This window comes from Pseudoxanthomonas sp. SE1 (assembly GCF_029542205.1).
Lineage (GTDB): Bacteria > Pseudomonadota > Gammaproteobacteria > Xanthomonadales > Xanthomonadaceae > Pseudoxanthomonas_A.
On record NZ_CP113783.1, the window covers coordinates 1,908,061 to 1,934,166 of the forward strand.

At 66.8% G+C, this 26,106-nt stretch carries 20 protein-coding genes and 1 pseudogene; 4 read left to right on the forward strand and 17 right to left on the reverse strand.

Translation table 11 applies throughout. The features are described from left to right. Nucleotides 1-11: 11 nt before the first annotated feature. The 4 genes from OY559_RS09045 to OY559_RS09060 all read right to left on the reverse strand — a co-directional run bounded on the left by OY559_RS09045 (nucleotide 12) and on the right by OY559_RS09060 (nucleotide 6,559). The gene (locus OY559_RS09045; RefSeq protein WP_277729730.1) at nucleotides 12-1,208 is read right to left on the reverse strand and encodes an efflux RND transporter periplasmic adaptor subunit; all 1,197 of its coding nucleotides are present in this window, start codon (nucleotides 1,206-1,208) and stop codon (nucleotides 12-14) included. A gap of 282 nt (nucleotides 1,209-1,490) precedes the next feature. Beyond that, entirely contained in the window at nucleotides 1,491-4,655 is a 3,165-nt protein-coding gene (locus OY559_RS09050; RefSeq protein ID WP_277729731.1) for a multidrug efflux RND transporter permease subunit, read from the reverse strand. A gap of 15 nt (nucleotides 4,656-4,670) precedes the next feature. Next, entirely contained in the window at nucleotides 4,671-5,852 is a 1,182-nt protein-coding gene (locus OY559_RS09055) for an efflux RND transporter periplasmic adaptor subunit (protein ID WP_277729732.1), read from the reverse strand. Continuing rightward, the gene (locus OY559_RS09060; protein ID WP_277729733.1) at nucleotides 5,849-6,559 is read right to left on the reverse strand and encodes a TetR/AcrR family transcriptional regulator; all 711 of its coding nucleotides are present in this window, start codon (nucleotides 6,557-6,559) and stop codon (nucleotides 5,849-5,851) included. Before OY559_RS09060 ends, OY559_RS09055 begins: the two co-directional genes overlap by 4 nt. A gap of 475 nt (nucleotides 6,560-7,034) precedes the next feature. Here OY559_RS09060 and OY559_RS09065 point away from each other — a divergent pair. The 4 genes and pseudogenes from OY559_RS09065 to OY559_RS09080 all read left to right on the forward strand — a co-directional run. Continuing rightward, nucleotides 7,035-11,930: pseudogene (locus OY559_RS09065) on the forward strand (NAD-glutamate dehydrogenase domain-containing protein); the annotation flags it as partial. 82 nt (nucleotides 11,931-12,012) lie between these two features. Beyond that, on the forward strand, nucleotides 12,013-12,780 hold the full coding sequence (locus OY559_RS09070) for an NAD kinase (protein WP_277729735.1): 768 nt from the start codon (nucleotides 12,013-12,015) through the stop codon (nucleotides 12,778-12,780). Between the two features lie 116 nt (nucleotides 12,781-12,896). Beyond that, on the forward strand, nucleotides 12,897-13,388 hold the full coding sequence (locus OY559_RS09075) for a hypothetical protein (protein ID WP_277729736.1): 492 nt from the start codon (nucleotides 12,897-12,899) through the stop codon (nucleotides 13,386-13,388). A 48-nt stretch (nucleotides 13,389-13,436) separates the two neighbouring features. Beyond that, a complete protein-coding gene (locus OY559_RS09080) occupies nucleotides 13,437-14,345 on the forward strand; it encodes a 5'-nucleotidase (protein WP_277729737.1) in 909 nt (302 codons plus the stop codon). A 25-nt stretch (nucleotides 14,346-14,370) separates the two neighbouring features. Here the strand turns inward: OY559_RS09080 and OY559_RS09085 are convergent, their stop codons facing one another. The 13 genes from OY559_RS09085 to OY559_RS09145 all read right to left on the reverse strand — a co-directional run bounded on the left by OY559_RS09085 (nucleotide 14,371) and on the right by OY559_RS09145 (nucleotide 26,048). Continuing rightward, on the reverse strand, nucleotides 14,371-14,907 hold the full coding sequence (locus tag OY559_RS09085) for a DUF2939 domain-containing protein (protein ID WP_277729962.1): 537 nt from the start codon (nucleotides 14,905-14,907) through the stop codon (nucleotides 14,371-14,373). Nucleotides 14,908-14,944: 37 nt separating this feature from the next. Continuing rightward, nucleotides 14,945-15,631 (reverse strand): DUF2461 domain-containing protein, encoded by a 687-nt coding sequence (locus OY559_RS09090; protein ID WP_277729738.1) that lies wholly within the window; start codon nucleotides 15,629-15,631, stop codon nucleotides 14,945-14,947. A 65-nt stretch (nucleotides 15,632-15,696) separates the two neighbouring features. Then, nucleotides 15,697-17,136 (reverse strand): exodeoxyribonuclease I, encoded by a 1,440-nt coding sequence (gene sbcB / locus OY559_RS09095; protein ID WP_277729739.1) that lies wholly within the window; start codon nucleotides 17,134-17,136, stop codon nucleotides 15,697-15,699. Beyond that, nucleotides 17,133-18,503, reverse strand: a complete 1,371-nt coding sequence (locus OY559_RS09100) for an FAD-dependent oxidoreductase (protein ID WP_277729740.1) — start codon at nucleotides 18,501-18,503, stop codon at nucleotides 17,133-17,135. Before OY559_RS09100 ends, sbcB begins: the two co-directional genes overlap by 4 nt. Before the next feature lie 15 nt (nucleotides 18,504-18,518). Further along, entirely contained in the window at nucleotides 18,519-19,793 is a 1,275-nt protein-coding gene (kynU, locus tag OY559_RS09105; RefSeq protein ID WP_277729741.1) for a kynureninase, read from the reverse strand. Nucleotides 19,794-19,962: 169 nt separating this feature from the next. Beyond that, a complete protein-coding gene (locus OY559_RS09110; RefSeq protein ID WP_277729742.1) occupies nucleotides 19,963-20,973 on the reverse strand; it encodes an amidohydrolase family protein in 1,011 nt (336 codons plus the stop codon). Nucleotides 20,974-21,052: 79 nt separating this feature from the next. Beyond that, the gene (locus OY559_RS09115) at nucleotides 21,053-21,460 is read right to left on the reverse strand and encodes a hypothetical protein (protein WP_277729743.1); all 408 of its coding nucleotides are present in this window, start codon (nucleotides 21,458-21,460) and stop codon (nucleotides 21,053-21,055) included. Next, on the reverse strand, nucleotides 21,444-22,085 hold the full coding sequence (locus OY559_RS09120; RefSeq protein WP_277729744.1) for a nucleotidyltransferase domain-containing protein: 642 nt from the start codon (nucleotides 22,083-22,085) through the stop codon (nucleotides 21,444-21,446). The genes OY559_RS09115 and OY559_RS09120 overlap by 17 nt, the downstream gene beginning before the upstream one ends. Before the next feature lie 44 nt (nucleotides 22,086-22,129). Continuing rightward, nucleotides 22,130-22,678 carry a 3-hydroxyanthranilate 3,4-dioxygenase gene (locus OY559_RS09125; RefSeq protein ID WP_277729745.1) on the reverse strand — a complete coding sequence of 183 codons (549 nt, stop codon included), beginning with the start codon at nucleotides 22,676-22,678 and terminating at the stop codon, nucleotides 22,130-22,132. Between the two features lies 1 nt (nucleotide 22,679). Next, entirely contained in the window at nucleotides 22,680-23,111 is a 432-nt protein-coding gene (locus OY559_RS09130; protein WP_277729746.1) for a RidA family protein, read from the reverse strand. Beyond that, nucleotides 23,104-23,769, reverse strand: a complete 666-nt coding sequence (can, locus tag OY559_RS09135) for a carbonate dehydratase (RefSeq protein WP_277729963.1) — start codon at nucleotides 23,767-23,769, stop codon at nucleotides 23,104-23,106. Before can ends, OY559_RS09130 begins: the two co-directional genes overlap by 8 nt. A gap of 24 nt (nucleotides 23,770-23,793) precedes the next feature. Continuing rightward, a complete protein-coding gene (locus tag OY559_RS09140; RefSeq protein WP_277729747.1) occupies nucleotides 23,794-25,215 on the reverse strand; it encodes an aldehyde dehydrogenase in 1,422 nt (473 codons plus the stop codon). Between the two features lie 44 nt (nucleotides 25,216-25,259). Beyond that, on the reverse strand, nucleotides 25,260-26,048 hold the full coding sequence (locus tag OY559_RS09145; protein WP_277729748.1) for an SDR family oxidoreductase: 789 nt from the start codon (nucleotides 26,046-26,048) through the stop codon (nucleotides 25,260-25,262). Nucleotides 26,049-26,106 lie beyond the last annotated feature (58 nt).

Consider the following 26,106-nt stretch of genomic DNA (forward strand, 5'->3'; position numbering starts at 1 on the left):
CCGTCGCTCCGTCAACGGTTTTCGGGCTTGGGCTGGGCCTCGGTCACCGGCTGCACCTTGTTGTTGACCACCACCTCGGCATCGTTGCGCAGCTTCAGCAGGCCGCTGGTGGCCACGCGTTCGCCGGGCTTCAGCCCTTCGGTGACGGCGATCAGGTCGCCGCGGGTGGCCCCGGTCTTCACGAAGCGCTGGCGTACCACCAGCTTCTTGCCGGTCAGCGGCTTGCCCTGCATATCCTTCTCGCCTTCGGCGCGCTGCACTTCCTGGATCACGTACACCGCGTTGCCGTAAGGGTTGAAGCTGATCGCGGTCTGCGGCACCACCACCACCTTGCGGCTGTCGCCGGTGTCGAAGCCGACATGCGCGAACGCGCCCGGACGTAGGTTGTACTCCGGGTTGGGAAGCGTCGCCTGCACCTTGAAGTTGCGCGTGGCCGGATCGACCTGCGGCTCCACCGCCGTGACTTCGCCCTCGAACACCTGGCCGGGCAGGGCGTCCACGGTGGCGCGGACCTTCGCTCCCGGCAGTACCTGGCCCACGCGTTGCTCGGGCAGGGTGAAGTCGAGGTAGATCGGGTCCAGTGCCTGCAGGCTGACGATAGGGTCGCCCGGGTTGATGAACTGGCCCAGGTTGACCTTGCGGATGCCCAGCACGCCATCGAACGGGGCGCGGATGGTCTTCTGCGCGATCAGGGCGCGCTGCGCCTCCACCTGCGCGAGCGACGTGGCGGCCACGGTGGCGCGCTCTTCCGCTTCGGCCTGCGAGACCAGCTTGTCGCGCGCCAGGGCCTGCCAGCGATCACGCTGGACGGCTGCCAGCTTGGCAGAGGCTTCCAGCGATTTCATCACAGCCAGTTCGTTGGCCGTGTTGAGCTGGGCCAGCACGGTGCCGGCCTTCACCGGCTTGCCGACGTCGATGGACAGGCTGCGTACCACACCCCCGGCCTCGGTGGTCACGTCGGTGCCATTGATGGCCACGAAGGTGCCTACGGCCTGCTGCGCGTCGACCCATTCCTCCTGCTTCGCGGTCCAGTCGGTCACCGCCGCGGCAGGCTGCGGCATGTTGTCGAAGAAGTCGTTCATGCCCTTGCCCATGATCGCCTTGACGGCGAACACACCGCCAAAGATCACCACGACGGCGATCAGCATCAGGATCATGCGGCGGGTGGTGGAGGGCGTTTTCCTTGCGGCCGGATCTTTCCGTGTCATGGAGTGGTCTTCGTCAAGTCGGGGGAAGTCGTCAGGTCGACGAACGAGCAGCGTCGCGATCGACATGATCAATCGCGGGATTATCACGGATTGAGACCGGCACACATAGTGCAGGAAGGCATGGCGCGCGGCCGGGCACGCGCCATTGCGCGTGTGCCCGGCGCCCAGCAGGTCGCAGGCGGGGCTTCGCGGACAGCCGGACAACCTCTGCGTCCGCGATGTCATGGCCTGCAAAAAGGAAGAGCCCCGGCATGGCCGGGGCTCCCTGTTCCTTCACTCCCCTCAGCGCGAAGCGGGGTTTTCCTGCTCGAGCAGGTATTCCTTCGAAGGTTCGTCCATCTTGTCGCCCAGCATGCGTCGCACGGCGATGAAGAAGACCGGGATCAGCAACAGGCCCAGGAACGTGGCGAAGAACATGCCGCCGATGACACCGGTGCCGATCGCATGGCGCGCGTTGGCGCCGGCACCGGTCGAGATGGCCATCGGCACCACGCCCATGATGAAGGCGAACGAGGTCATCAGGATCGGCCGGAAGCGCAGGTGCGAGGCCGAGATCACCGCTTCGCGCAGCGTCTTGCCCTGCTTGCGCTCCATCACCGCGAACTCGACGATCAGGATCGCGTTCTTCGCCGCCAGCCCGATGATGGTGATCAGGCCGATCTTGAAGAAAAGATCGTTGGACAGGCCGCGCAGCAGCGTGAACGCGAGCGCGCCCAGGGCGCCCAGCGGCACGACCAGCAGCACCGCGACCGGGATGGACCAGCTTTCATACAGCGCCGCCAGGCAGAGGAACACCACCACCAGCGACAGCACCATCAGCAGGGTGGCGCTGTTGCCGGCCAGGATCTCCTGGTACGACATGCCGCTCCAGTCGTAACCGAAGCCCTGCGGCAGCTGGTTGGTGACGATGTTCTCCATCGTGGTCATCGCCTGCCCGGACGAGCCGCCCGGTGCCGCGGAACCGTTGATGTTCACCGCCGAATAGCCGTTGTAGCGCGACAGCGAGGGGGGCACGGAAGCCCACTGCGACTGCACCACGTTGGACAGAGGGATCATCGCGCGACCGCCGCTGGCGTCGGTCTGCTGGCTGCTCGGCGTGTAGATGCGCGAAAGCGAATCGGCGCCGGTGCGGTAGGCGGCGTCGGCGCGCATGTTCACGCGCTTGATGCGGCCTTCGTAGAAGAAGTCGTTGACGTACACCGGCGCCAGCATCAGCTGGATGCCGTTGTAGATGTCGCTGACCGACAGCCCCATCGCCTGCGCCTGCACGCGGTCGACGTGCAGCTGCAGCTGCGGCGCGTTCTCCAGCGTGTTGGGACGCACCGCCATCAGGCTCGGGTCCTGTGCCGCCGCACCCAGCAACTGGTTGCGGGCCGCCATCAGCGCGTCCTCGCCCAGGCCCGCCCGGTCCTGCAGCCACATGTCGAAGCCGCCGAACTGGCCCAGGCCCTGGATGGTCGGCAGGTTCACCACGAAGATCTGCGCACCCTTGATCCCGTACAGGCGCTGGTTGGCCTGCTGGATGAACTCCGGCACGGTCACGTCGCGGTCGTCCCAGGCCTTGAGCCGGATGAATGCCATGCCGACGTTCTCGCCGCGGCCGACGAAACTGAAGCCTGCGATCTCCATCACGCCTTCGAACCCGTCCATCTGCTGCAGCGTGCCACGCACCTGGTTGAACACCTGCTTGGTGTTCTGCAGGGTGTTGCCCGGCGGCAACTGCACGATGGCCAGGGCGTACCCCTGGTCTTCCTCGGGCACGAAGCTGCTCGGCAGGCGCGTGAACAGGAAGCCGCACAGCACGGTCAGCAGGGCGAACACCACCATCCAGCGCGGCGCATGCCTGATGGCCGAGCCGATGTGGCCCACGTAGGTCTTCTCGACCTTGCCGTAGTACTTCTCGAAGACGCGGAAGACGATGTTCTTCTTCTCGTGGCTGTCGTGTTCATGCTGCTTCAGGAAGGTGGCGCACAGCGCCGGCGTGAAGCCCAGCGCCAGGAAGGCCGAGAAGGCCATCGAGATGGCGATGGTCAGGGCGAACTGCTTGTAGATCTCGCCCGATGCGCCACCCTGCAGCGCGGACGGGATGAACACCGCCGCCAGCACCACGGTGATCGCGATCACGGCGCCGGTGATCTGGTCCATGGCCTTGATCGTTGCTTCCCGCGGCGGCAGCTTTTCCTCCGCCATGATGCGTTCGACGTTCTCGATCACCACGATGGCGTCGTCCACCACGATGCCGATGGCGAGCACCATCGCGAACATCGTCAGCTGGTTGATGGTGAAGCCGATCAGGCTCAGGCCCCAGAACGTGCCGAGCAGCGCAACCGGGATGACCAGCGTGGGGATGATGGTGGCGCGGAAGTTCTGCAGGAACACCAGCATCACCAGGAACACCAGGATGACGGCTTCGATCAGCGTCTTGACCACTTCCTCGATGGAAATCTTCACGAAGGTGGTGGTGTCGTACGGCGAGAACCAGCTGACGCCCGACGGGAAGCTGGGCTGTAGTTCATCCAGCTTGGCGCGCACGGCCTCGGCCACGTTCAGCGCGTTGGCGCCGGGCAGCAGCTGCACCGCGAAGGCGCCCACCGGCTTGCCGTTGTACTGCGTATCGAAACCATAGCCCTGTGCACCGAACTGCACGCGCGCGACATCCTTCAGGCGCACGGTGGAGCCGTCGCTGTTGGCGCGCAGGATGATCTGCTCGAACTGCTCCGGTGAATTGAAGCGGCCTTCCGCCGACACCGTGGCAGTGAAGGCCTGGCCTTCGGGAGCGGGGTCCGCACCGATGGAGCCTGCAGCGAACTGCACGTTCTGCCCGCGCACGGCTGCCAGCACTTCGGTGGCCGACAGGTTGTAGCCCTGCAGCTTGCCCGGGTCCAGCCACACGTTCATGGCGTACTCGGAACCGAAATGCTGGGTGCTGCCCACGCCGGGCACGCGCGAGATCTGGTCCAGCACGCGCGAGGCGATGATGTCGTTCAGGCGATTGCGGTCGATGCTGGGATTGTCGGACTGCAGGCCCACCACCATCAGGAAGCCGGCGTTGGCCTTGGCCACCACCACGCCCTGGGCCGTGACTTCGCTGGGCAGTCGTGGCGTGGCCAGCGACACCTTGTTCTGCACCTGCACCTGGGCGATGTCCGCGTCGGTGCCGGTCTCGAAGGTCAGCGTGATCGAGGCCTGGCCGGAGGAACTGGAACTCGAACTGAAATACAGCAGGTTGTCGATGCCGGTCAGCTGCTGCTCGATCACCTGGGTGACCGACCGCTCGGTGGTCTGGGCACTGGCGCCGGGGTAGGTCGCGCTGACCGTTACCTGCGGCGGCGCGATGGAAGGATAGGACTCGACGCCGAGGTTGAGGATCGCGATCACGCCGGCGAGCGAGATCAGGATCGACACGACCCAGGCGAAGATCGGGTGGTTGATGAAGAACTTGGGCATGGGGGAGGGTCCTTCTTACTCGGCCTTGCCTTGCGCCGGGGCGGCCTTGGCCTGCGCAGCCTTGGCGGCTGCGGCCTGCTCGGCGGTGATGCCCTTGGCGGGCGCGCCTTCCTTGACCTTCTGCAGTCCCTCGACGATCACCTGGTCGCCGGCGGCCAGGCCGTCGGTGATGAGCCAGTCGTTGCCCACGGCCTGCTGGGTGGTCACGTTCTTGCGCACGACGTTGCCATCCTTTCCGACGATCATCGCGTAAGCGCTGACGGTGTCGCGCTGGATCGCGCTCTGCGGGATCAGGAAGGCGCCCTTCTGTTCGCCCAGCGTGGCACGCAGCGTCACGAACGTGCCCGGCAGGAGTGCGCGGTCCGGGTTGGGGACGGTGGCGCGCAGCGAGACGCTGCCCGTGGCCGGATCGACGACCGTGTCGGAGAAATCAAGCGTACCGGTCTGGTCGATGGCCTGACCGTTCGGCAGGAGGACCTGCACGGTGCGCTGCCCTTCGGCCGCCAGTTGCACCTGGCCTGCGCCCTGCGCCTGGCGCAGCGTCTGCAGCTCGCTCGAGCTCATCGAGAAGTTCGCATACAGCGGATCGATCTGGTCGATGGTGGTCAGCAGCGTGGCATCGCCCTGGCCGACCAGGGCGCCCTCGGTGACCTGCTGCTTGCCCGCGCGGCCGGAGATCGGCGCCGTGACGCTGGCATAGCCCAGGTTGATGCGCGCGGTCTGCACGTTGGCACGGGCCTGCTGCACGGCAGCGGCGGCGCTGCGTTCGGCCGCTTCCGCGTTGTCCAGGTCGGACCGGGAGACGAACTTCTGCGGCGCCAGCTGGCGCGCGCGATCGGCCGACGTCTTCGCATTCGCGTAGGTGGCTTGCGCCGACGCGAGATTGGCCTGCGCGGCGCTCAGCGAGGCCTGCAGCGGGGCGGGATCGATCAGGAAGAGGGTCTGGCCTTCCTTCACGTCACTGCCTTCCTGGTATACGCGCTTCTGCACCACGCCGGCCACGCGGGCGCGGACGTCGGAGCTGCGGAAGGGCGACAGGCGCCCCACCAGTTCGCGCTCCAGCGGCACGTCCTTGGGCGTCGCACTCATCACCACCACTTCGGGCGGGGGCATCTGCTGCTGTTCGGGCTTGCTGCAGGCAGCCAGGGCCGCCAACAGGGCGCTGACCAGTACCAGGTAACGGATGGGGGAGGTCATGGGGAAGCTCCGTTTCTATTTCTTGATGTCGGGGAAGGGGAGTGCAGGGATCGCAGGCGCCGGCCGGGCACGGCAGGCGTGGGAGTCTCAGGGTCTGGCGTCATGGGGGCGAAGCCACGCAGGAAGGCATCGACCGCGAATCCGGCCCAGCGGCCGCGCGCCTTCGCGCTGGCGCGATGCGGTACGCCGAAATGCTGCCTGTCGAAATCGAGTCCCGTCATCATGCTGAGCAGCAACTCCGCGGCGTAGTGCGGGTCGTCATGCCTCAGCCTGCCCTGGTCCATCGCGTGCTGCAGCCAGGCGGCAAGGCGCTGCACGAGAGTATCGCAGGCGTCGCGGTAGAGCGCCTGCGCTTCCTGCGGAAATTGGTGCGCTTCTGCCATCAACAGCCGGCGCGTGGCGACAACGGAAGGATCGCACAGGTGCCGCAGGTGCTCTTCGGCGAAGGCCAGCAACGCCTGGCGCGGGTCCTCGTCCGTGGGCGAGAGGCGGGCCGTGGCGAGTTCCTGGTGCTCGGCGATCACGCTGCGCAGCAGTTCCTGCTTGCTGCCGAAATGCGCGTACAGCGTCTGCTTCGAGCAGCCCGCGCGTGCGGCCACGGCGTCCATGCTGATCCGGAAGCCCTGCTCGGCCATGAGCTCGCGCACAGCCTGATGGACACGGCTGCGACGCTGATCGAGCGCGATGGTGGGAGTGGCGGGCTGCATGCGGACTGGACTATACCGTCCAGTTTAGAAATATGACAGCCTTGAAATCGGGCCATTTCCGTGCACAAAGAGACCGCCGGCCGGTAAAGGTCGCGTGACGACGCCTCGTTTCTTCCATGCGCTGCCGCACGGTGCAATTTCATGCCGGTGACGCGCGAGCAGGTCGGGCGGAGAAGCACGCGTGGCTAGTCAATCGCCGATGCGATTGCAAGCGTTGCTTATGACGCCTCGCAGCAAGTTTTGTCATGGCGCCGGGGGATACAATGACCATTCGACTACCAATTGTTGAGCCACTCTCTGCATGAACGCTGCACGCAGCCCGAAAAAAGCCTCGAAACAGAAGCCGAAACCGGCAGCCTCCAAGGCCACCAAGTCGGTGACCCCGAAGGCGACCCCCACCAAGAAGGTGGCGGCCCGACCGGTGCAGGCGGCGAAGGCCGCGGGGGAAAAGGGCAAGGTGAAGACGGTGGCAGGCGCATTCTCGCTTGCGCCGATCCTGGCAGCGATCCGCAAGCGGGTGTCGGGCGCGTCGGCACAGGCCGAAACGCAGACCTTCGCGGAGGCGTTCTACAAGCGCATGGAGGAGGACGAGTATCCGCACCACAGCGCGGACGGGTGGGCTGCGATCGCCGCTGACACGCTGGCGTTCGCGCGCAACCGCAAGCCCGGCACCGCGAACGTGCGGATATTCAATGCCAGCCAGAAATCGCACGGCTGGGAATCGCCGCACACCGTGCTGCAGATCATCAACGACGACATGCCGTTCCTGGTGGACTCCGTCAGCATGGCGCTGGCCGAGATGGGCGTGGGCGTACACGTGCTGGGTCATCCGCTGGTGCGCTTTGCGCGCGACAAGGCGGGCAAGGTGCAGGCCGTGGGCGAGGGCAAGCCCGAGTCCCTGATGTTGCTGGAGATCGATCGCCTGCCACCCGACGAAATGGCGGCCATCGAGAAGCGCATCCGCGCTGTGCTGGAGGAAGTCCGGGCGATCGTCCGCGACTGGAGTGCCATGCGCGAGAAGATGTTGTCGCTGGCCGACGACATGGCCACCCGCCGCATGCCGGTGGACGACGACGGGCGTCGCGAGGCGCAGGAATTCCTGCGCTGGGCCGCCGCCGACCACTTCACCTTCTTCGGCTACCGCGAGTACCGCGTGGAGAAGTCCACCGGCATCCTCGGCGCTGTCGAGGACAGCGGCCTTGGCCTGCTGCGCGAGGGCGACACCACGCCGCCGCGCAACATCAAGACGCTGGCCGCGCACTACCTGCCGCAGGGCGGCTCGGTGGATGCGCTGATCCTCACCAAGACCAACCGCCGTTCCACCGTGCACCGCCCGGGCAACATGGACTACATCGGGGTGCTCGAGTTCGACGCGAAGGGAAACCCTATCGCCGAGCAGCGCTTCATCGGCCTGTACACCTCCAGTGCCTACAACCGCCGTCCGTGGGAAATCCCGCTGGTGCGCGAACGCCACGAGTACGTCATGCAGAAGTCCGGCCTGTCGCCCAGCGGCCACAGCGGCAAGGCGCTGCGCCACATCCTGGAGACGCTGCCGCGCGAGGAACTGTTCCAGTCCAGCGACGAAGAACTGTTCCGCACCTCGATGGGCATCCTCGGCCTGCAGGAGCGCGTGCGCAGCAAGCTGTTCCTGCGCCGCGACCGCTATGGCCGCTTCTATTCGGCACTGGTCTACATCCCGCGCGAGCGTTTCAACACCGACGTGCGCCTGCGCATCGAGTCGCTGCTGAAGGACGCCATGCGTGGCGAGTACGTCGACAGCAGCGTGCTGTTGGGCGAATCCCCGCTGGCGCAGTTGCACATCACCATCCGTCCCAAGGCCGGCGAACAGGTCGAGGTGGACACCTCCGCGCTCGAGGCCGACATCGCGCACCTGCTGCGCAACTGGCAGGACGATCTGCGCGAGACGCTGATCAGCCGTCACGGCGAGTCGAAGGGCCTGCTGCTGGCGGGCGGTTACGGCCGTGCGCTGCCCGCAGGTTACATCGAAGTGGTATCGCCGGAAGGCGCCGCGCGCGATGTCGAACACCTCGCCTCGCTGTCCGGTGCGGATGACCTGCGCCTGAGCCTGCACGAATCGCGCCGCAAGCGTCCCGGCCAGGGCCGCCTGCGCCTGAACCTGTATCGCCAGGAGTCGGACATTCCCTTGTCCGATGCGCTGCCGTTGATGGAGAACATGGGCCTGCGCGTGATCTCGGAGCATCCGTTCCGCCTGGAGACCGCGCGCGGCGCGCACTACATCCAGGAGTTCGAGGTCGAGCCGGTGGGCGGCGAGTTCGACATCGCGCGCCTTGCCCCAGCGTTCGAAGACGCCTTCGCCCGCGTATGGCATGGCGATGCCGAGAACGACGGGTTCAACAAGCTGGTACTGGGCGCCGGCCTGGCGTGGCGCCAGGTCGCGCTGCTGCGCGGCTACTGCAAGTACCTGCTGCAGACCGGCGTGCCGTTCTCGCAGAGCTATGTCGAAGAAACGCTCAACCGGTATCCGTTGCTCGCGCGCTTGTTGGTGGAACTGTTCGAGGCGCGTTTCGATCCCGCCACCGGTAGCGAGAGCAAGGCGCAGATCAAGGAGGGCCAGGACCGTTTCGCCGCCGAACTCAAGGCGCTGGCCGGGAACGACGAAGCCGCGACGAAGACCCTGGCCACGCTGGTCGAAGCGCGCGGAGGCAAGCGGGAGCAGCAGGTCGACACGGCACACCGCGCGCTGCTCAAGTTGATGGACCGCGTCTCCAGCCTGGACGACGACCGGATCCTGCGCGGTTTCATGGGTGCGATCGAAGCCACGCTGCGCACCAGCTTCTACCAGCGCGGCAAGGACGGCCAGCCGGCCCACACGATCAGCTTCAAGTTCGATTCGGCGAAAGTGCCGGACCTGCCCAAGCCGCGTCCGTACCGCGAGATCTTCGTGTACGGCCCGCGCGTGGAAGGCGTGCACCTGCGCTTCGGTCCGGTGGCGCGTGGTGGCCTGCGCTGGTCCGACCGCCGCGAAGACTTCCGCACCGAAGTGCTGGGCCTGGTGAAGGCGCAGATGGTGAAGAACACCGTCATCGTGCCGGTCGGCGCGAAGGGCGGCTTCTTCGTCAAGCGCCCGCCGGTGGGCGGCGACCGCGATGCCGTGCTGGCCGAAGGCATTGCCTGCTACAAACTGTTCATCCAGGGCCTGCTGGACATCACCGACAACATCGTCGGCAACAGGATCGTGCCGCCGGTGGACGTGATGCGTCACGACCAGGACGATCCGTACCTCGTCGTCGCGGCCGACAAGGGCACGGCCACGTTCTCCGATATCGCTAACGGCCTGGCCATCGCGCACGGCTTCTGGATGGGCGATGCGTTCGCGTCCGGCGGTTCGGTGGGCTACGACCACAAGGGCATGGGCATCACCGCGCGCGGCGCATGGGAGTCGGTCAAGCGCCATTTCCGCGCGATGAACCGCGACAGCCAGACCGAAGACTTCACCTGCGTCGGCATCGGCGACATGTCGGGCGACGTGTTCGGCAACGGCATGCTGCTGTCGGAACACATCCGCCTGCTGGCCGCCTTCGACCACCGCCACATCTTCCTGGACCCGAACCCGGATGCGGCGAAGTCGTTCAAGGAACGCGACCGCATGTTCAAGGTGCCGCGCTCCAGCTGGGCCGACTACGACGCCAGGCTGATTTCGAAGGGCGGCGGCATCCATCCGCGCAGCGCGAAGTCCATCGACATCACCCCGGAAGTGCGAACCGCGCTCGGCATCGCCGACGGCGTGAAGTCGATGACGCCGAACGAGCTGATGAGCGCGATCCTGAAGTCGCCGGTCGACCTGCTGTGGAACGGCGGCATCGGCACCTACGTCAAGGCTGCGAGCGAAACGCATGCCGACGTCGGCGACCGCGCCAACAACGGCCTGCGCGTCGACGGCCGCGACCTGCGCTGCAAGGTGGTGGGCGAGGGCGGCAACCTGGGCCTGACCCAGCTTGGCCGCATCGAGGCGGCGCAGCATGGCGTGCTGCTCAACACCGACTTCATCGACAATTCCGCCGGCGTGGATACCTCGGACCACGAGGTGAACATCAAGATCCTGCTCAACGGTGTGGTGCAGGCCAAGAAACTGTCGATGGACGCCCGCAACAAGCTGCTGGCCGACATGACGGGCGAAGTGGCCGAGCTGGTGCTGTGGGACAACTACCGCCAGAACCAGGCCATCAGCCTGATGGAGCGGATGAGCGTCTCGCGCCTGGGCTCCAAGCAGCACTTCATCCAGACCCTGGAATCGCAGGGCCTGCTGGACCGGCAGATCGAGTTCCTCCCGTCCGACGCGGAGCTTGCCGAGCGCAAGGCACGCGGACAGGGCCTGACCCGTCCGGAGCTGTCGGTATTGCTGTCGTACTCCAAGCTGGTCGCGTTCCAGCAATTGCTGGAATCCGACATCCCCGAGGACCCGTACCTGTCCAAGGAGCTGCAGCGCTACTTCCCGCAGCCGCTGCAGAAGAAGTACGCCTCGGAGATGGAGAAGCACCGCCTGAAGCGCGAAATCATCGCCACCGCGGTCACCAACACCACCATCAACCGGATGGGCGCCACCTTCCTGCTGCGCATGCAGGAAGACACCGGCCGCTCGCCGGCGGAAGTCGCCAAGGCCTTCACCATCACCCGCGAAACGCTGGACGCACGGGCGCTGTGGAACCAGATCGACGCGCTGGATGGCAAGGTGCCGGAATCGGTGCAGATCGACGCGTTGCAGGTCATCTGGCAGGTGCAGCGCAACTTCACCCGCTGGCTGCTGACCCGACAAGGCCCGATCCCGGCCATCGCCACGGCCGTGGAGCGTTACCACGATGGCTTCAACGAGATCCGGGCGGCCGACGGCGTGCTGCCGGACTCGCTGCGTCCGGCGTACAACGCCAGCCTGCAGGAATGGAAGGACAAGGGTCTGCCGCCTGCGCTGGCCGGCCAGATCGCGGCGCTGCCGTACCTGGAGCCCTCCTGCGACATCATCGAACTCGCCCGGGCGCGCAAGCTCAAGCCGGTCGAGGTGTCGAAGGCGCACTACCGCTTGGGCGAGGCGCTGCACCTGCCGTGGCTGCAGGACCAGATCGAAGCGCTGAAGGTGGATGGCCGCTGGCATGCCGTCGCGCGTGGTGTGCTGCGTGATGAGTTGGCAGCGCACCAGCGCACGTTGACCAACCAGCTGCTGTCGCTGCCGGGCGCCAACGCCGACGCCAAGGTCAAGGCCTGGCTGGGCCGCGACGATGCCGGGCTGCGCTTCACGCTGAACATGCTCAACGAGCTGGCCGCGCAGAAGACGCTGGACTATCCCACCGCCTCGGTCGCGGTGCAGCGTTTGGGGCAGCTGGCCTCGCAGGGCTGAGCATTGCCCAGGTGAGTCGACAAGGCGGCCTTCGGGCCGCCTTTTTTATGTACGCTGTGCAGGCCCCACGACGGAGCCACGGATGTCCACACCCCGCATCGCCTTCCTCGCCAGTCCCACGCCTGAGGCACAGGAGGCGCTGGCGACGCTGCAGCGCGAGCACGGCGCGCATGTACCCGACCAGGCGGACGTGCTGTGCGCGCTGGGCGGCGATGGTTTCATGCTGCAGACGCTGCATCGGCATGGGGCGCTCGGCAAGCCTGTATTCGGCATGAAGCTGGGCACCGTGGGCTTCCTGATGAACCACTATCGCCCGGATGGCCTGTTCGAGCGGATTGCCGCGGCGGAACCGGCCAAGTTGCGACCGCTGGAAATGCAGGCATTGACTGAATCCGGCACGTCCACCTCATCGCTGGCCTACAACGAAGTGTCGCTGCTGCGCCAGACACGGCAGGCGGCGCATATCCAGATCGACCTCAATGGCGAAACCCGCCTGGACGAGCTGATCTGCGATGGCGTGCTGACCGCGACGCCAGCAGGCAGCACCGCGTACAACTTCTCCGCGCACGGGCCGATCCTGCCCCTGGGTTCGCACACCATTGCGCTGACGCCGATCGCCCCGTTCCGTCCGCGCCGCTGGCGTGGCGCCATCCTCAAGGCCGATACGGAAATCCGGTTCCGCGTGCTCGACCCGTACAAGCGCCCGGTCAGCGCCACTGCCGATTCGCACGAGGTGCGGGACGTGGTGGAAGTGACCATCCGCGAGTCGCGTGACCGCACGGTCACGCTGCTGTTCGACCGCGAGCACAACCTCGAGGAACGCATCCTCAGCGAGCAGTTCATGACCTGAGGATTGTCCCGGCGGACATCGTGGTTTCGCCGCATTGCGGCTTGCCGGGTCATCCCTTGCATGGTATCCAGCGCCCCGTAGCGATTCGGTTCGCATCCACCCGGGGAGGGGTCACGATGCAGTTGAAATGCGCATTGGCGCTGTGCGCCGTTCTTGCCGCGACCGATGCGGCGGCCTGCAATCTGTCCACCGGAACCACCGCGTTCTCGGCCGGTGGTGCATCGTCGGCGCTGGTCGAAGACGGTACCCTGAAGCCGCCCTTGCTGGAGGTGGTCAGCCTGACGCGCGGCGTGGACGGCCGCGCGTCGTGCGATGCCAGCGGTCTGCTGACGTTGGGCGTGGAATGGCCCCGCGGCACGGACTACAAGCTGCGTGAACTCGGGTTCGAGTTCCGGGTGCTCGGCGAGGACGCCCTCGCCATCTTTCCCCGCGAGCCGGTGGCGGGGCGCGTCGAGGGTCGCCGCAGCGAGTTCGTGTTCCTGTGGCGCGATGGACCGCCTTCGGAACAGTCGCCGATCGATCTGCTCGTCGAAGTGCGCGCCGTGACGCCCGATAACCGCCGGGGGCCGCCGGCACAGGTACGTATTGCCGCTGCGCCGGGAGGATAGGGGCGCAGCGTCTCGCGTGGTGCGCCACAGATCGCCGATACTGTGCGCATGGCCGACAATACCCCCCGCCTGCTGACCGTCGCCGTCACCTCGCGCGCGCTTTTCGATCTGGAAGAAAGCCACGCCCTGTATGAGCGGGAGGGCGTGCAGGCCTATTCCGATTATCAGCGCACGCACGAAGACGACGTGCTGGCGCCCGGCATCGCCTATCCCGTCGTGCGCAAGCTGCTGGCGCTCAACGTGGGTGCGCCTCCGGAAGCGCCGCGTGTCGAGGTGATCCTGATCTCGCGCAACTCGGCCGATACCGGCCTGCGCATCTTCAACTCCATCCAGCACTACGGCCTGGGGATCGTGCGCGCCACGTTCACGGCCGGCGAGCCTACCTGGCCGTACGTCAAGCCGTTCGGCACCGACCTGTTCCTGTCGGCCAACCCGGAATCGGTACGCCGCTCACTTGAGCACGGCATCGCGGCGGCGACCATCCTGCCGGCAGGCGCACCGCAGCAGCGCCACGAGCACCAGCTGCGCATTGCGTTCGATGGCGACGCGGTCATCTTCGGCGACGAAAGCGAGCGCATCTCGCGCGAGCAGGGTGTGGAGGCATTCGGCCGGCACGAACAGCAGCGCGCACGCGAACCGCTGTCAGGCGGCCCGTTCCGCAACTTCCTGTCGGCCTTGCACCAGTTGCAGCAGGCATTCCCGGCCGACGAGCGTTCCCCGATCCGCACCGCCCTGGTCACCGCGCGTTCCGCGCCCGCGCACGAGCGCGTGATCCGCACGTTGCGCGAGTGGGGCGTACGCCTGGACGAGGCGCTGTTCCTGGGGGGGCGGCACAAGGGGCCGTTCCTGGAGGCCTTCGGGGCCGACATCTTCTTCGATGATTCCCAGCACAACATCGACAGTGCCCGTCACCACGTCGCCGCAGGCCACGTGCCCCACGGCGTCGCCAACCCGTAGGGCGGGCCCTGGCCCGCCATCTTCGTCAAAGCGGCAGCCGGATATCGGTCAGCCGCCAACGCAGGCCCTGTCGGGTGAGCACGAACACGACAGGGCTGCCGTTTTCGTCATGCACCGTGGCGGTGAAGCGCGACAGCGATTCGTAGCGATGCTCGGCGTCCTTCAGCGGTTCGGCCGGCACCGGAGGTGCATAGGTATCGCCACCCACGGTTTCGCCGACCGCGCGCTTCCACGTTGCCCGGCCTTGCAGGAGGGCGGCAATGCCCATCGGCGTCACCAGCGTGTCGACACCGCGCCCGAGTACCTGATTGGCGATGGACAGGGCGGCCGCGCCAAACAGGTTGGAAGACACGTCCGGCCCCGCCTTGCGTGCAAGGTAGTCCTCGACCTGTGCGCGCAGGTTGACCCGCACGGCAGGGAAGTCCACGTGCTTTTGCAGCTTGGCCGTGTCCTGTTCGGCGAGTGCAGTGCGGATGCCGTGGATGGCCAGGTAAGGCCCGGCGATCACGTAGGTCGCCAGCCCCAGCAGCGCGGCCAGCAGCACGCCGCCGATGAGCCCCATCTTCACCCGCGAACCCGTCATCGCTGCATCCTCCCGGTCAGAATTCCAGATCCAATGCAGCGCACAGGTAATCGACGAAGGGTCCGAGTGTCTTCAGATCGCCGGCCAGCGTCTGCCGCAGGCGCGGCCCGGTCATCGTGGCATCGTCCAGCGAGCGCCAGAATACGAAATTGCGGTGCTTCAGGTCTTCGATGAACTCGAAATCGGCGGGAAACCCCCGCGGCGGACGCACCAGCTTCTCGCTCTCTTCGAACTCGAAGCGTCGCCGGAAGGGCGCGTCGTGCGCCGCTTTCTTCCAACTGCCCGGGTTGTCGAGGATGAACTGCCGTACCCGCCGCTGCGTGTCCGGCTCGGGATGCCAGAGTCCGGCACCGACGAAACACTCGCCAGGCTGCAGGTGCACGTAGAACGAGGGTGCGGGCACCTGTTTGTGGCGCTCGTGGAACAGGCGCGCGCCCTGCCATGACTTGTACGGTGACTTGTCGTTGGAGAAACGCGCGTCTCGGTAGATGCGGAACAGCGACCCGCCCACGGTCTTCGGATCCGACCGGAAGTGCAGGCTTACCGCGGCGAGATCGGGCTGGAGATCGGTCAGCAGGCGCAGGAACGGCTGCCGGACATGATCCTCGTACTGCGCCTTGTGGTTGTTGAACCAGGTCTTGTCGTTGTGGCGGGCCAGCCCGCGCAGGAACTTGAAGCTGGCATCGGAGAAGTAGGTGGCCATGGCCCCCATTCTAGACAAGCCAGTGTCATCAGGCCGACAAGGCTGCCCTCGATGTTGACCGCGTGCTAGAGACCGGCCTGCAGGTCCTCGCGCCACTGCTGGATCTTGTCCAGCAGGGCCAGCCGCTCCGCGTCGTCGGCGTGCGCCGCCCGCAGGCCCGCAAGTTCGGCGTCGAAGCTGGTGAAGCTGTATTCGGACATGCCGCTGTCGGTCGCCAGGCGCTGGCGCCGGTAGTCGTCCCAGCGCTGGTGTTCGCCTGCAGACAAGGTATCGGGCCAGTTGCGTGCGCGATAGCGGAACAACAGTTCAGGCAGGCGGGCATCGCGGAAGCCGAAATCACGCTGGCCCAGCAGCGCGGGCGGCGTGGTCCGCACCTCGGCGAAACGGCGTTTGTCCGCGTCCGCCAGGAAGCCATCGTAAAGCGAGGCATCCACGTCGCCGGGAGTGAACGCCCGCTCGCCGGCGAACACCTGGCGCACCTTCTCCGCAAGCGCCGGGCCGGCCCCGCGCAGGACCTCTGCGTGGCGCTCGCAGCGCACGGGATCGATGCCGAGCCGGTCCATGTCCGCGGGACGCAGGTGCGACCATGCGACCAGCGCCGGTGCGCGATTCAGATGGACTTCCTTCAGCGGGATCCGCTGCTCGCCTTCCGGCAGGTCGGAGGCCGGCGTGTAGAGACGATCGGCGATCTCGTCGGGCGCCATGGACAGCAGCGCGCTCGGGTCGCTCTCCAGGTCGAATACCACCACGCGATTGTCGATGCGCGGATGCCGCGCCAATGGCAGCACGGGGGCGGCGCAGAGGCGGCTGGCGGGGTAGCGCTGCGAGACATGCAGTACCGGCTGCATGGCCGTCACGTCCAGCAGGCGCGCGGCGAAGCGCTTGTCGCGCAGTTGCAATGCGTAGTCCCACAGGCGGGGCTGGGCCTGCCGCATCAGCCGTGCCAGCCCGATGGTGGCGTAGACATCGGACAGGGCCTCGTGCGCATCGCCCTCGCGGACGCGGTTGGCCAGTGCCAGGTGCTCCAGCTTGAACGACGTTGCGCCGTCGTCCCGCTTCGGCCACACGATGCCGTCCGGCCGCAGCGCATGCATCAGCCGCATCACGTCCAGCAGGTCCCAGCGCGAATTGCCGCCACGCCACTCGCGCTCGTAGGGCTCATGGAAGTTGCGGAACAGGCCATGGCGCACGAACTCATCGTCGAAGCGCAGGCTGTTGTAGCCCAGCGTGCAGGTTTCCGGCCGCCCCATCTCGTCGGCGATGCGGGCGAAGGCTTCGGCTTCGTTGACGCCGTCGCGGAGCGCCTGTTGCGGCGTGATGCCGGTGATCAGCGTGGCGATGGGCGAGGGCAGCAGGTCATCCGCCGGCCGTACGAAGAAGCTGACCGGCTCCTCCATCAGCTCCAACGCGGGGGTGGTGCGCACGGCCGCGACCTGCGCGATCCGGCTGCGGCGCGGATCCGCGCCGAAGGTCTCCAGATCGTAGAACAGGAAGCTGGCGCTCACCCGGCCGTCTCCTCCAGCACCGGCAAGCGCGCCAGTACATCGGCGTCCACCGCTGCCCAGTCGATCCCGTCGAGGGCATCACGTCCGGCGGTATGCCGCACCAGCAGGTCGCGCTGCACGTGGCTGCGGTGCTGCGCGACCGCATACGGGATGCGCATGAAGCTGACCATCGTGTAGTGCGGTACGAAGCGGTCCGGGTGGCGTTGCTGCAGGGACAGCTCCAGTTCCCGCTGCAACAGATAGCCGGTGTCGTCCACCTTGTCGCGCATTTCCACGTAGTTCTCCAGCGCCATTTCCTGGATGGCGAGCGCGTTTGGCTTGCGCTCGGCTTCGAAGGCGGCGAAAGCCTTCGCGAGGTCTTGCGTGGATTGCAGGTGGTGGGCGAGGGCGACGCAATCCTCGAAAGCGCAGTTCATCCCCTGACCATGGAACGGCACCATGGCGTGGGCGGCGTCGCCCAGCAGCACGGCCTGGCCCCGCAGGTGCCAGCGTTCGAGATACAGCGTGGCGAGCAGGCCGGTGGGGTTGGCGTCCCAGTCCTGTTCCAGTCGCGGGATCAGCGGCACCGCATCGGCGAAGTCACGCAGGAACAGCGCCTTCGCTTCCGCGCCGCTGCGCACGCTGTCGAAGCCGGGATCGCCTTCGTTGGGCAGGAACAGCGTCACCGTGAACGTGCGCTCGTCGTTGGGCAATGCGATGCACATGTAGTGGCCGCGTGGCCAGATATGCAGGGCATTCGGTTCCATGATGAAGCCGCCATCGGCGGCCGGGGGGATTTCCAGCTCCTTGTAGGAGTGGTCCAGGAACTCGGTGCGTTCGCCTAGATCCTCCCGGCGCTGCATGGCACCACGCAAGGATGAACCGGCGCCGTCGGCACCGACCAGGGCGGTGAACCCGACAGGATGGACGCCACCGTCCCGCTCGTTGACGAAGCGGGCGATGCGCGCGTCGAAATCCACGGATTCCAACCGGCGGTTGAACTGGATGACGGCCCCTGCACGTTCCGCCAGGTCCAGCAGCGTGATGTTCAGGTCGCCGCGATGGATCGACCAGATGACCTCGGAGTCGTCGCGCCCGTAACGCTGCAACTGCAGCCGTCCGTCGAGGGCATGCACCATGCGCCCGCGCATCATCACCGCCTGCCGCATCACCGCATCGTCCGCATCCGCCATCCGCAGCGCATGGCGGCCACGTTCGGTCAGGGCCAGGTTGATCGAGCGTCCCCCGGCATAGCCCTGCACGCGCGGGTCGCCACGCTTCTCGAACACCTCCACGCGCCAGCCGGCGCGCGCCATCAGGGTGGCCAGCAGCGCGCCGGCGAGGCCGGCGCCGATGAGGGTGATGTGTCGTTGTGGCTCAATGCCCAAGAGCGTCTCTCCGGATCAGAACCCCCGCCACGTCTCGACTTCCTCGACGAAGCGGTGGACATCCATGTAGCGGTTGTAGAGCGGGGCGGGCGAGATGCGGATCACGTCCGGTTCGCGCCAGTCGCCGATGGTACCGACGGAAAGCAGGTATTCGAACAGTTCACGGCCGCGCTCGCGCCCGCCGATCACCCGCAATGACAATTGCGCACCGCGCTGGGCGGGGTCGGCTGGCGTGATGATCTGCAGTGCGTCCGAGAGCCGTGCCTGGATCAGCGCTTCCAGCAGCCCGGTGATCTTCAGCGACTTGGTCCGGACAGCGTCCATGCCGCCGGCCTTCTCGAACAGTTCCAGCGATGCGCGCAGCGGCGCAAGCCCGAGGATCGGTGGGTTGCTGAGCTGCCAGCCCTCGGCGCCGGGCGTGGGGACGAACGCCGGCCCCATGCGGAAGCGTGTCTCCTTCTCGTGGCCCCACCAGCCGGCGAAGCGCGGACGGTCGGTATGCGCGTGGCGCGCGTGGACGAAGCAGCCGGCGACGGCACCCGGTCCGGAGTTGAGGTATTTGTAGTGGCACCAGACGGCAAAATCGACACCGCTGTCGTGCAGCTGCAACGGCAGGTTGCCGACCGCGTGCGCCAGGTCGACGCCGACGACGGCGCCCTGCGCATGGCCAAGCCGCGCGATCCCGGCAAGGTCGAACGCTTGCCCGGTGCGGTACTGGATGCCCGGCCACAGCACCAGCGCCAGGCGCGGACCGTGTTCGGCGATGGCGCGCTCGATCGCCGCCATCGACAGCGTGCCATCGGGCAGGTCCGGCTCCACTTCGATCAGATCGGTTTCCGGGTCGAATCCGTGGAAGCGCACCTGCGATTCCATTGCATGCCGGTCGGACGGGAATGCGCCGGCCTCCATCAGGATCGCGGGGCGCTCCGCGGTGGGGCGGTAGAAGCTGACCATCATCAGGTGCAGGTTGGCGGTCAGGGTGTTCATCGCCACCACTTCCGCCGGTTCCGCGCCGACCAGGCGCGCCAGCGGTTCGCGTACCAGTTCGTGGTACGTCATCCACTGCGCATTGCCGGTGAAGTGGCCTTCGACCGCCTCGTTGGCCCACTTGTCCAGTACCTCGTTGATGTAGGTGCGCGCGGCCTTCGGTTGCAGGCCGAGCGAGTTGCCGCAGAAGTAGACCTGGTCGTTGTGCTTGTGGCGCGGGATCAGGAAGTCGTTGCGCAGCGCACGCAACGGGTCGGCGGCGTCGAGGGCGATGATGTGGGTGCGGGACAGCGGGTCGGTCATGGAATGTGGTTTGGAGATGATCTTTGGGTTGTAGGAGCGACGTCAGTCGCGACCGTGGAGTGTCGGTGGAGATGACGTCGAATGGGCTGGTCTCCCACGGAGATACTGAAGGTCCTGGCAAGATCGTGCCGTGCGGTCGCGACTGACGTCGCTCCTACAAGGAGCACTCTCATAGGAACCTCGAGGCGGGCAAGCCCAGCCATTCCAGCGCGGTGCCGTGGTACAGGCGCGCCTGCTGCGTCGTGTCCAGGCCAAGCGCGGCGATGCCGGCGCCGGGTTCCTGTTCGCCCAGCGGGAAGGGGTAGTCGGTGCCGAGCATCACGCGCTCGTGGCCGACGGTGTCCAGCAGGTAGCGCAGCGCGCGCGGATCGGCGACCCAGGAGTCGAAATAGACCCGGTCAAGGTATTCGCGCGGATTGCGATGGTTGTCGGTGGCCACCAGGTCCGGCCGCATGTTGAAGCCGTGCTCGATGCGACCGATGGTGTAGGGGAAGCTGCCGCCGCCGTGGGCGAAGCAGACCTTCAGCTGCGGCAGGCGCTCCAGCACGCCACCGAAGATCAGGCTGCACGCGGCGCGCGACTGCTCGGCGGGCATGCCGACCAGCCAGGGCAGCCAGTACTTCTGCATCGACGCGGCGCCCATCATGTCCCAGGGATGCACCAGGATCGCGGCGCCCAACTCGCTGGCGGCCTGGAAGAACTCGAACAGTTCCGGCGCGTCGAGGTTCCAGTCGTTGACGTGGCTGCCGATCTGCACGCCCTGCAGGCCCAACTGGTCCATGCAGCGTTCCAGCTCCTGCACGGCCAGGCGTGGCGACTGCATCGGCACCGTGCCGATGCCGGCGTAGTGGCGCGGATAGTCGCGACAGGCGACGGCGGTGTGGTCGTTGAGCGCCTGGTGCAGCTCCAGCGCGTGGTGTGGCTTGGCCCAATAGCTGAACATCACCGGTACCGTGCTGATCACCTGCACCTGCACGCCGAATTGGGCGTAATCGGCGATGCGTTCTTCCGGGTCCCAGGTCTTGGGCCAGATCTCGCGGAAGAACTTGCCGTCCTTGTAGATGCGGTGGCGGCCGTCGTCGCCGTGGTGGATCACCGGGAAGCGCAGGTCGCCGTACTTGGCCGCCAGGTCGGGCCAGTCGCGGGGCAGGAAGTGCGCGTGGGTGTCGATTTTCAGCATCGTGGGATTGTAGGGGCTGCCTGCAGGGGATTCGCGCTGCAGTGCCGCGATGGAGGCGAAGCCAGCAAGGCATTCGACATCATCGCTCCAGCGCGTCGGAGACGCGTTCGCACGCCGCGATCAGGTCGTTGACCAGGCGCCGGTCCACCTCCACGTGGCCTTCGTACTCGGCGAGGTTGCGCAGGTCGTGCGCTTTGGCCAGCACGCGCCATACCTCGGGGCCGAGCCCCAGGGTGTGCGGCAGCACCTGGAACACGATGTACCGGTGGCGTGCGCGGAAGCCGGCGCGGCGCAGCGCCGCCAGGCTCAGCGCATGAGCGGCGTTGTAGGCCAGGTCGAAGCGGCTCTCCAGCGACAACGCATCGTTGTGGGCGTCGGCGAGCCGGGCAAGCCCGGAACGCAGCAGGCCGGTGGTTTCGTTCTTGTCCGCAGGCTCTGCGCTGAGCGGGCCGCTGTGGGTGGCGAGCTTCTCAAGCGGGGAGGTCATCGTCGTTCCCGATCAGCCATTGCCGCGGTTGCTGCAGCACGCGGGTGACGAAGCCGTTGCCGGCGTCGAGGCGGCTGCGCAGTTCGTCGCGCGCGTACACGGTGGGATTGATCTGTCGACCAAGCCGTTCGGCCACCGGATGCAGCGCCAGCATCACTTCGGCGTAGTCGACGTCGTCGGCGATCAGCATCAGGTCGATGTCGCTGCGGACGGTGTCGCTGCCCTTTGCGACCGAACCGTACAGGAAGGCGGCCTGGATACGGCCGGCCAGCGGCGCCAGCGCCGCGCGCAGCGGCTCGGCCAGGCCGAAGGTCTTGCGGACGATGGCGACCAGTTCGTCGTGGATCGGGGCATCTGGGTTGGCGCGATAACGCTTCTGGTTGCCGACATGCTCGACGCTCAGCAGTCCGCTGCCGGCCAGCCGGGCCAGTTCGCGCTGGACCGCGCCACTGCCGGCACCCGTGGCCTGGATCAGCTCGTTGACCGCGTAGCTGCGCCCGGACTCGCCGAACAGGCAGGCCAGCACGCGCTGCTGGGTGGTGGTGAACAGCGCGCTCGACAGGCTGGCCGTCGCGTAGCGCGCCGCCGCTTCACTGACTCTGGGAGGTTTGGAACCGTCATTCATGCCCATATCGGGCACGATAATGCCCGGATTGGGCAAGTGCAAGCTCAGGTGATGTCGGCTTGTGAATCGGCCTGCATCTCGTAGCGGCTGGGGCGGGAATTCAGGTGTCCGCAGGCCTTGCAGGTGCGCAGGTCGTCGTTGCGGTAGAACGCCTCGAACACGCGGAAGAAATCCTGCTCGATGTCATTGAGGTGGAAATACTCCTCATAGACCTTTGTGTTGCAGCGCTCGCAGAACCACAACAGGCCGTCGTCCTCGTGCGGCAGGCGCTTGCGCTCGATCACCAGCCCGACCGAACCCGGCATGCGTTGCGGCGAATGGGGCACGCGTGGCGGCAGCAGGAAGATCTCGCCTGCCCGGATAGGGATGTCACGCGGCGCGCCGTCTTCCTGGATGCGCAGCACCATCTCGCCTTCCAACTGGTAGAACCATTCCGGACCTTCATCCCAGTGATAGTCGGTGCGCGCGTTCGGCCCACCGACCACCATGACGATGAAGTCGCCGTCGTAGACCACCTTGTTGCCCACCGGCGGCTTGAGCAGGTGGCGGTGCTCGTCGATCCAGGCCTGGAAATTGAGCGGGTTCGGCAGCATCTCAGCGGCGCTCCGGCAGGTGCGCGACGCATTTCAGTTCGATGGCGATCGGGGTCGGCAGCGCGGTGATGCCGAGCGTGGTGCGGCAAGGTGCGGTTGCAGCGTCGGGGAAATACTCTGCCCACACCTGGTTGTAGGCCTTGAAGTCGTGCGCCATGTCGGTGAGATACACGGTCACGTCCACCAGGTCTTCCCAGCGCGCACCGCTGGCCTTCAGTACCGTCCGCACGTTGGCGAACACGGCGCGACACTGCGCGTCGATGTCATAGCTGATGAGATGGCCAGCCGCATCGTGCACGTTGCCGACGATGGCGTTGCTGGCCGGGTCGCGCGGGCCGATGCCGGACAGGAACAGCAGGTCACCCACGCGCCGCGCGTGGGGATACTGGCCGACGGGCTTCGGCGCGGCCTCGGTGTGGACGACGTCACTCATCGCGCTTGCCCTTGGCCGGCACACCGGCAAGTGCGCGCTGGTAGGCAGGCTGCAGTTCATCCTGTGCGGCCACGTCCATGCCCAGTTCGCGCACGCGGCCGTCGAACAGGCTGTAGACCCAGCCGTGGATAGCGAGTGGCTGGCCGCGAGCCCAGGCATCCTGCACCACGGTGGTCTGGCACACGTTGAACACCTGTTCGATCACGTTGAGTTCGCACAGGCGGGCATGGCGCAGGGATTCGGTATCCACCTGTTCCAGCAGATCGTTGTGCTTGAGCGCGACATCGGCGACATGGCGCAGCCAATTGTCGGCCAGGCCCACGCGCAGGCCGGTCATGGCGGCATGCACACCGCCGCAGCCGTAGTGGCCGACCAGCAGGATGTGCTCGACCTTCAGGATGTCGACGGCGAACTGGACGACCGACAGCGCATTGAGGTCGCCGTGCGACATCACGTTGGCGATGTTGCGGTGGACGAAGACCTCACCCGGGTCGAGGCCCAGGATCTGGTTGGCCGGCACGCGCGAATCGGAACAACCGATCCAGAGGTAACGCGGTGATTGCTGCTGCGACAGGCGCTTGAAGAAGCCGGGATCCTCCTGCTTGATGCGGGCGGCCCAGTCGCGGTTGTTCTGCAGCAGTTTCTCGAGTTCGGTCAGGTCGGACATGGGGTTTGGTGGTCCTCAGCGCAACGCCACGCAGACGTTCTTGGGTTCGGTGAAAAAACGCATGGCCTCGTGGCCGCCTTCGCGGCCGAGACCGGAAGCGCCCACGCCGCCGAAGGGCGTGCGCAGGTCGCGGGTCATCCAGGTGTTGATCCAGACGATGCCGGCACGCAGTTGCGATGCCAGCCGATGGGCACGGTCCAGGTCGCGCGTCCACAGCGTGGCCGCCAGGCCGTAGTCGCCGGCATTGGCCAGCGCCAGCGCATGGGCCTCGTCCTCGAACGGCTGCAGGGTCACGACCGGGCCGAAGATCTCCTCGCGGTTGGTGGCCGCCTGGGGGCCCAGCCCGTCGATGACGGTGGGTGCGATGAACCAACCGGAACGCTCCAGCGCATGCCCTCCAAGCAGGACACGCCCGCCTTCGGTTCGCGCCCGCGCGATGCAGGCCAGCACCTTGTCGAAGTGCGCCTGCGACACCATCGCGCCGAGGCGGGTGTCGGGGTCGTCCAGCGGCCCCGCCGCCAGTCCCCGCGCGCGTTCGATCAAGGCATCGCGGAATTCGTCGTAGATCGCCTGCTGCACCAGCAGCCTCGACCCGCACAGGCAGATCTGCCCGGCATTCTGGAAAGCGGAGCGGAGCAGCGTGTCGAGGTGCGCGCGCCAGTCGCTGTTCGCGAACACCAGCGTGGCGTTCTTGCCGCCGAGTTCCAGCGAGACCTTTTTCAGCAGCGGTCCGGCCAGGCCGGCAATGCGACGGCCCACCACCGTGCTGCCGGTGAAAGACACTGCCCTGATCGCGGGATGCAGTACCAATGGCTCGCCCACCGCCGGGCCCGTCCCGTGCACGATGTTCAGCACACCGGACGGAAGGCCGATCTCTGCGGCCAACGCGCCCAACATGGACGCCGTGGCAGGGGTGATCTCCGAGGGCTTGGCCACCACCGTGTTGCCGGCGGCCAGTGCCGGGGCGATCTTCCAGGTGAAGAGATACAGCGGCAGGTTCCATGGCGAGATGGTGGCCACCACGCCCAAGGGTTGGCGCAGCGTGTAGTTCAGGCCGGCTTCGCCGTGGTGCGACTCGCTGGCGAACTGGGTTGCCGCATGGGCGAAAAAGCGCAGGTTGGCAATGGCGCGGGGAATCTCGATATCGCGCGCGAGCGCCAGCGGTTTGCCGGTATCGCGCGATTCGGCGAGGGCGAACTCCTCAAGGCGGCCCTCGAGCGCATCGGCGAGCTTTTCCAGCCAGCGCGCACGCCCCGTCGTGGTCAGCGCCGCCCACGCGGGAAATGCCGATTCCGCCGCATCGACCGCATGCAGTACATCGCTTTCGGTGCCATCCGCGACCTCGGCATAGACCTGGGCCGAGGCGGGTTCAAACACGGGGCGCCATGCGCCGGAGTGGCGCAGTTCGCCCGCGATGAAATGGCTGAAGCGGTCCATGCCCATTAGCTTAACCCGGCTGGCAAGCCCCCTGTGCCGGCAGGTCAGATCGACTGCATGCGGCCGCCATCCACGGCCAGGCTGACGCCGTTGATGTAGCCCGCGGCAGGCGAGGCGAGGAAGGCGATGGCGGCGGCGACCTCGCGCGCGTCGGCGAAGCGACCTGCCGGCACGGTGGCCAGCATCGCGCTGCTGATGGCGGCCTCATCCTTGCCGGTGGCCTGCATGCGGTCACGTAGGATCTGCTCCAGTCGCTGCGTGCGCGTGTAGCCGGGCAGCACGTTGTTGACCGTGATGCCATCCGGAGCCAGTTCCTTCGACAGCGTCTTGGCCCAGCTGGCGACCGCGCCGCGGATGGTGTTGGACACGCCGAGGTTGGCGATGGGTTCCTTCACCGATGTGGAGATGACGTTGACGATGCGCCCCCAGCCGGCTTCACGCATGCCGGGTACCGTCAGCTGCGCGAGCAACTGGTTGGCCAGCAGATGGCGCTGGAAGGCGGCCAGGTAGTCGTTGGCGCCGGCTTCGATGGCGCGTCCGCCCGGCGGACCGCCGGTGTTGTTGATGAGAATGTGGACGGGACGGGCGGCCACGAGTACGCCGACCTTTGCCTGCAATGCCGCGGCATCGGCGACGTCGATGGCGAGACTGCCGCGGTGCTGTTCGGCGGCCATGCGCGGCAGCGCAGCGGCGACGTCCGCCAACACCTCGGCACGACGGGCCAGCACGGTCACGTCCGCGCCCAGCAGGGCAAGCTCATGGGCGGCTGCGCGGCCGATGCCTTCGGAGGCACCGCAAACCAAAGCGTGCCGGCCGGCGAGGTTGAGGTCCATGCAAGGATCCAAGGCGGAAGTGGAGCGAGTTTAGCCTTGTGGGAGCGACGTGAGTCGC

Coding starts and splice junctions, on each gene's coding strand:
- OY559_RS09045 (WP_277729730.1), bottom strand. CDS start 1,208: ATGACACGGAAAGATCCGGCCGCAAGGAAAACGCCCTCCACCACCCGC.
- OY559_RS09050 (WP_277729731.1), bottom strand. CDS start 4,655: ATGCCCAAGTTCTTCATCAACCACCCGATCTTCGCCTGGGTCGTGTCG.
- OY559_RS09055 (WP_277729732.1), bottom strand. CDS start 5,852: ATGACCTCCCCCATCCGTTACCTGGTACTGGTCAGCGCCCTGTTGGCG.
- OY559_RS09060 (WP_277729733.1), bottom strand. CDS start 6,559: ATGCAGCCCGCCACTCCCACCATCGCGCTCGATCAGCGTCGCAGCCGT.
- OY559_RS09070 (WP_277729735.1), top strand. CDS start 12,013: ATGTCCACACCCCGCATCGCCTTCCTCGCCAGTCCCACGCCTGAGGCA.
- OY559_RS09075 (WP_277729736.1), top strand. CDS start 12,897: ATGCAGTTGAAATGCGCATTGGCGCTGTGCGCCGTTCTTGCCGCGACC.
- OY559_RS09080 (WP_277729737.1), top strand. CDS start 13,437: ATGGCCGACAATACCCCCCGCCTGCTGACCGTCGCCGTCACCTCGCGC.
- OY559_RS09085 (WP_277729962.1), bottom strand. CDS start 14,907: ATGGGGCTCATCGGCGGCGTGCTGCTGGCCGCGCTGCTGGGGCTGGCG.
- OY559_RS09090 (WP_277729738.1), bottom strand. CDS start 15,631: ATGGCCACCTACTTCTCCGATGCCAGCTTCAAGTTCCTGCGCGGGCTG.
- kynU (WP_277729741.1), bottom strand. CDS start 19,793: ATGACCGACCCGCTGTCCCGCACCCACATCATCGCCCTCGACGCCGCC.
- OY559_RS09110 (WP_277729742.1), bottom strand. CDS start 20,973: ATGCTGAAAATCGACACCCACGCGCACTTCCTGCCCCGCGACTGGCCC.
- OY559_RS09115 (WP_277729743.1), bottom strand. CDS start 21,460: ATGACCTCCCCGCTTGAGAAGCTCGCCACCCACAGCGGCCCGCTCAGC.
- OY559_RS09120 (WP_277729744.1), bottom strand. CDS start 22,085: ATGAATGACGGTTCCAAACCTCCCAGAGTCAGTGAAGCGGCGGCGCGC.
- OY559_RS09125 (WP_277729745.1), bottom strand. CDS start 22,678: ATGCTGCCGAACCCGCTCAATTTCCAGGCCTGGATCGACGAGCACCGC.
- OY559_RS09130 (WP_277729746.1), bottom strand. CDS start 23,111: ATGAGTGACGTCGTCCACACCGAGGCCGCGCCGAAGCCCGTCGGCCAG.
- OY559_RS09140 (WP_277729747.1), bottom strand. CDS start 25,215: ATGGACCGCTTCAGCCATTTCATCGCGGGCGAACTGCGCCACTCCGGC.
- OY559_RS09145 (WP_277729748.1), bottom strand. CDS start 26,048: ATGGACCTCAACCTCGCCGGCCGGCACGCTTTGGTTTGCGGTGCCTCC.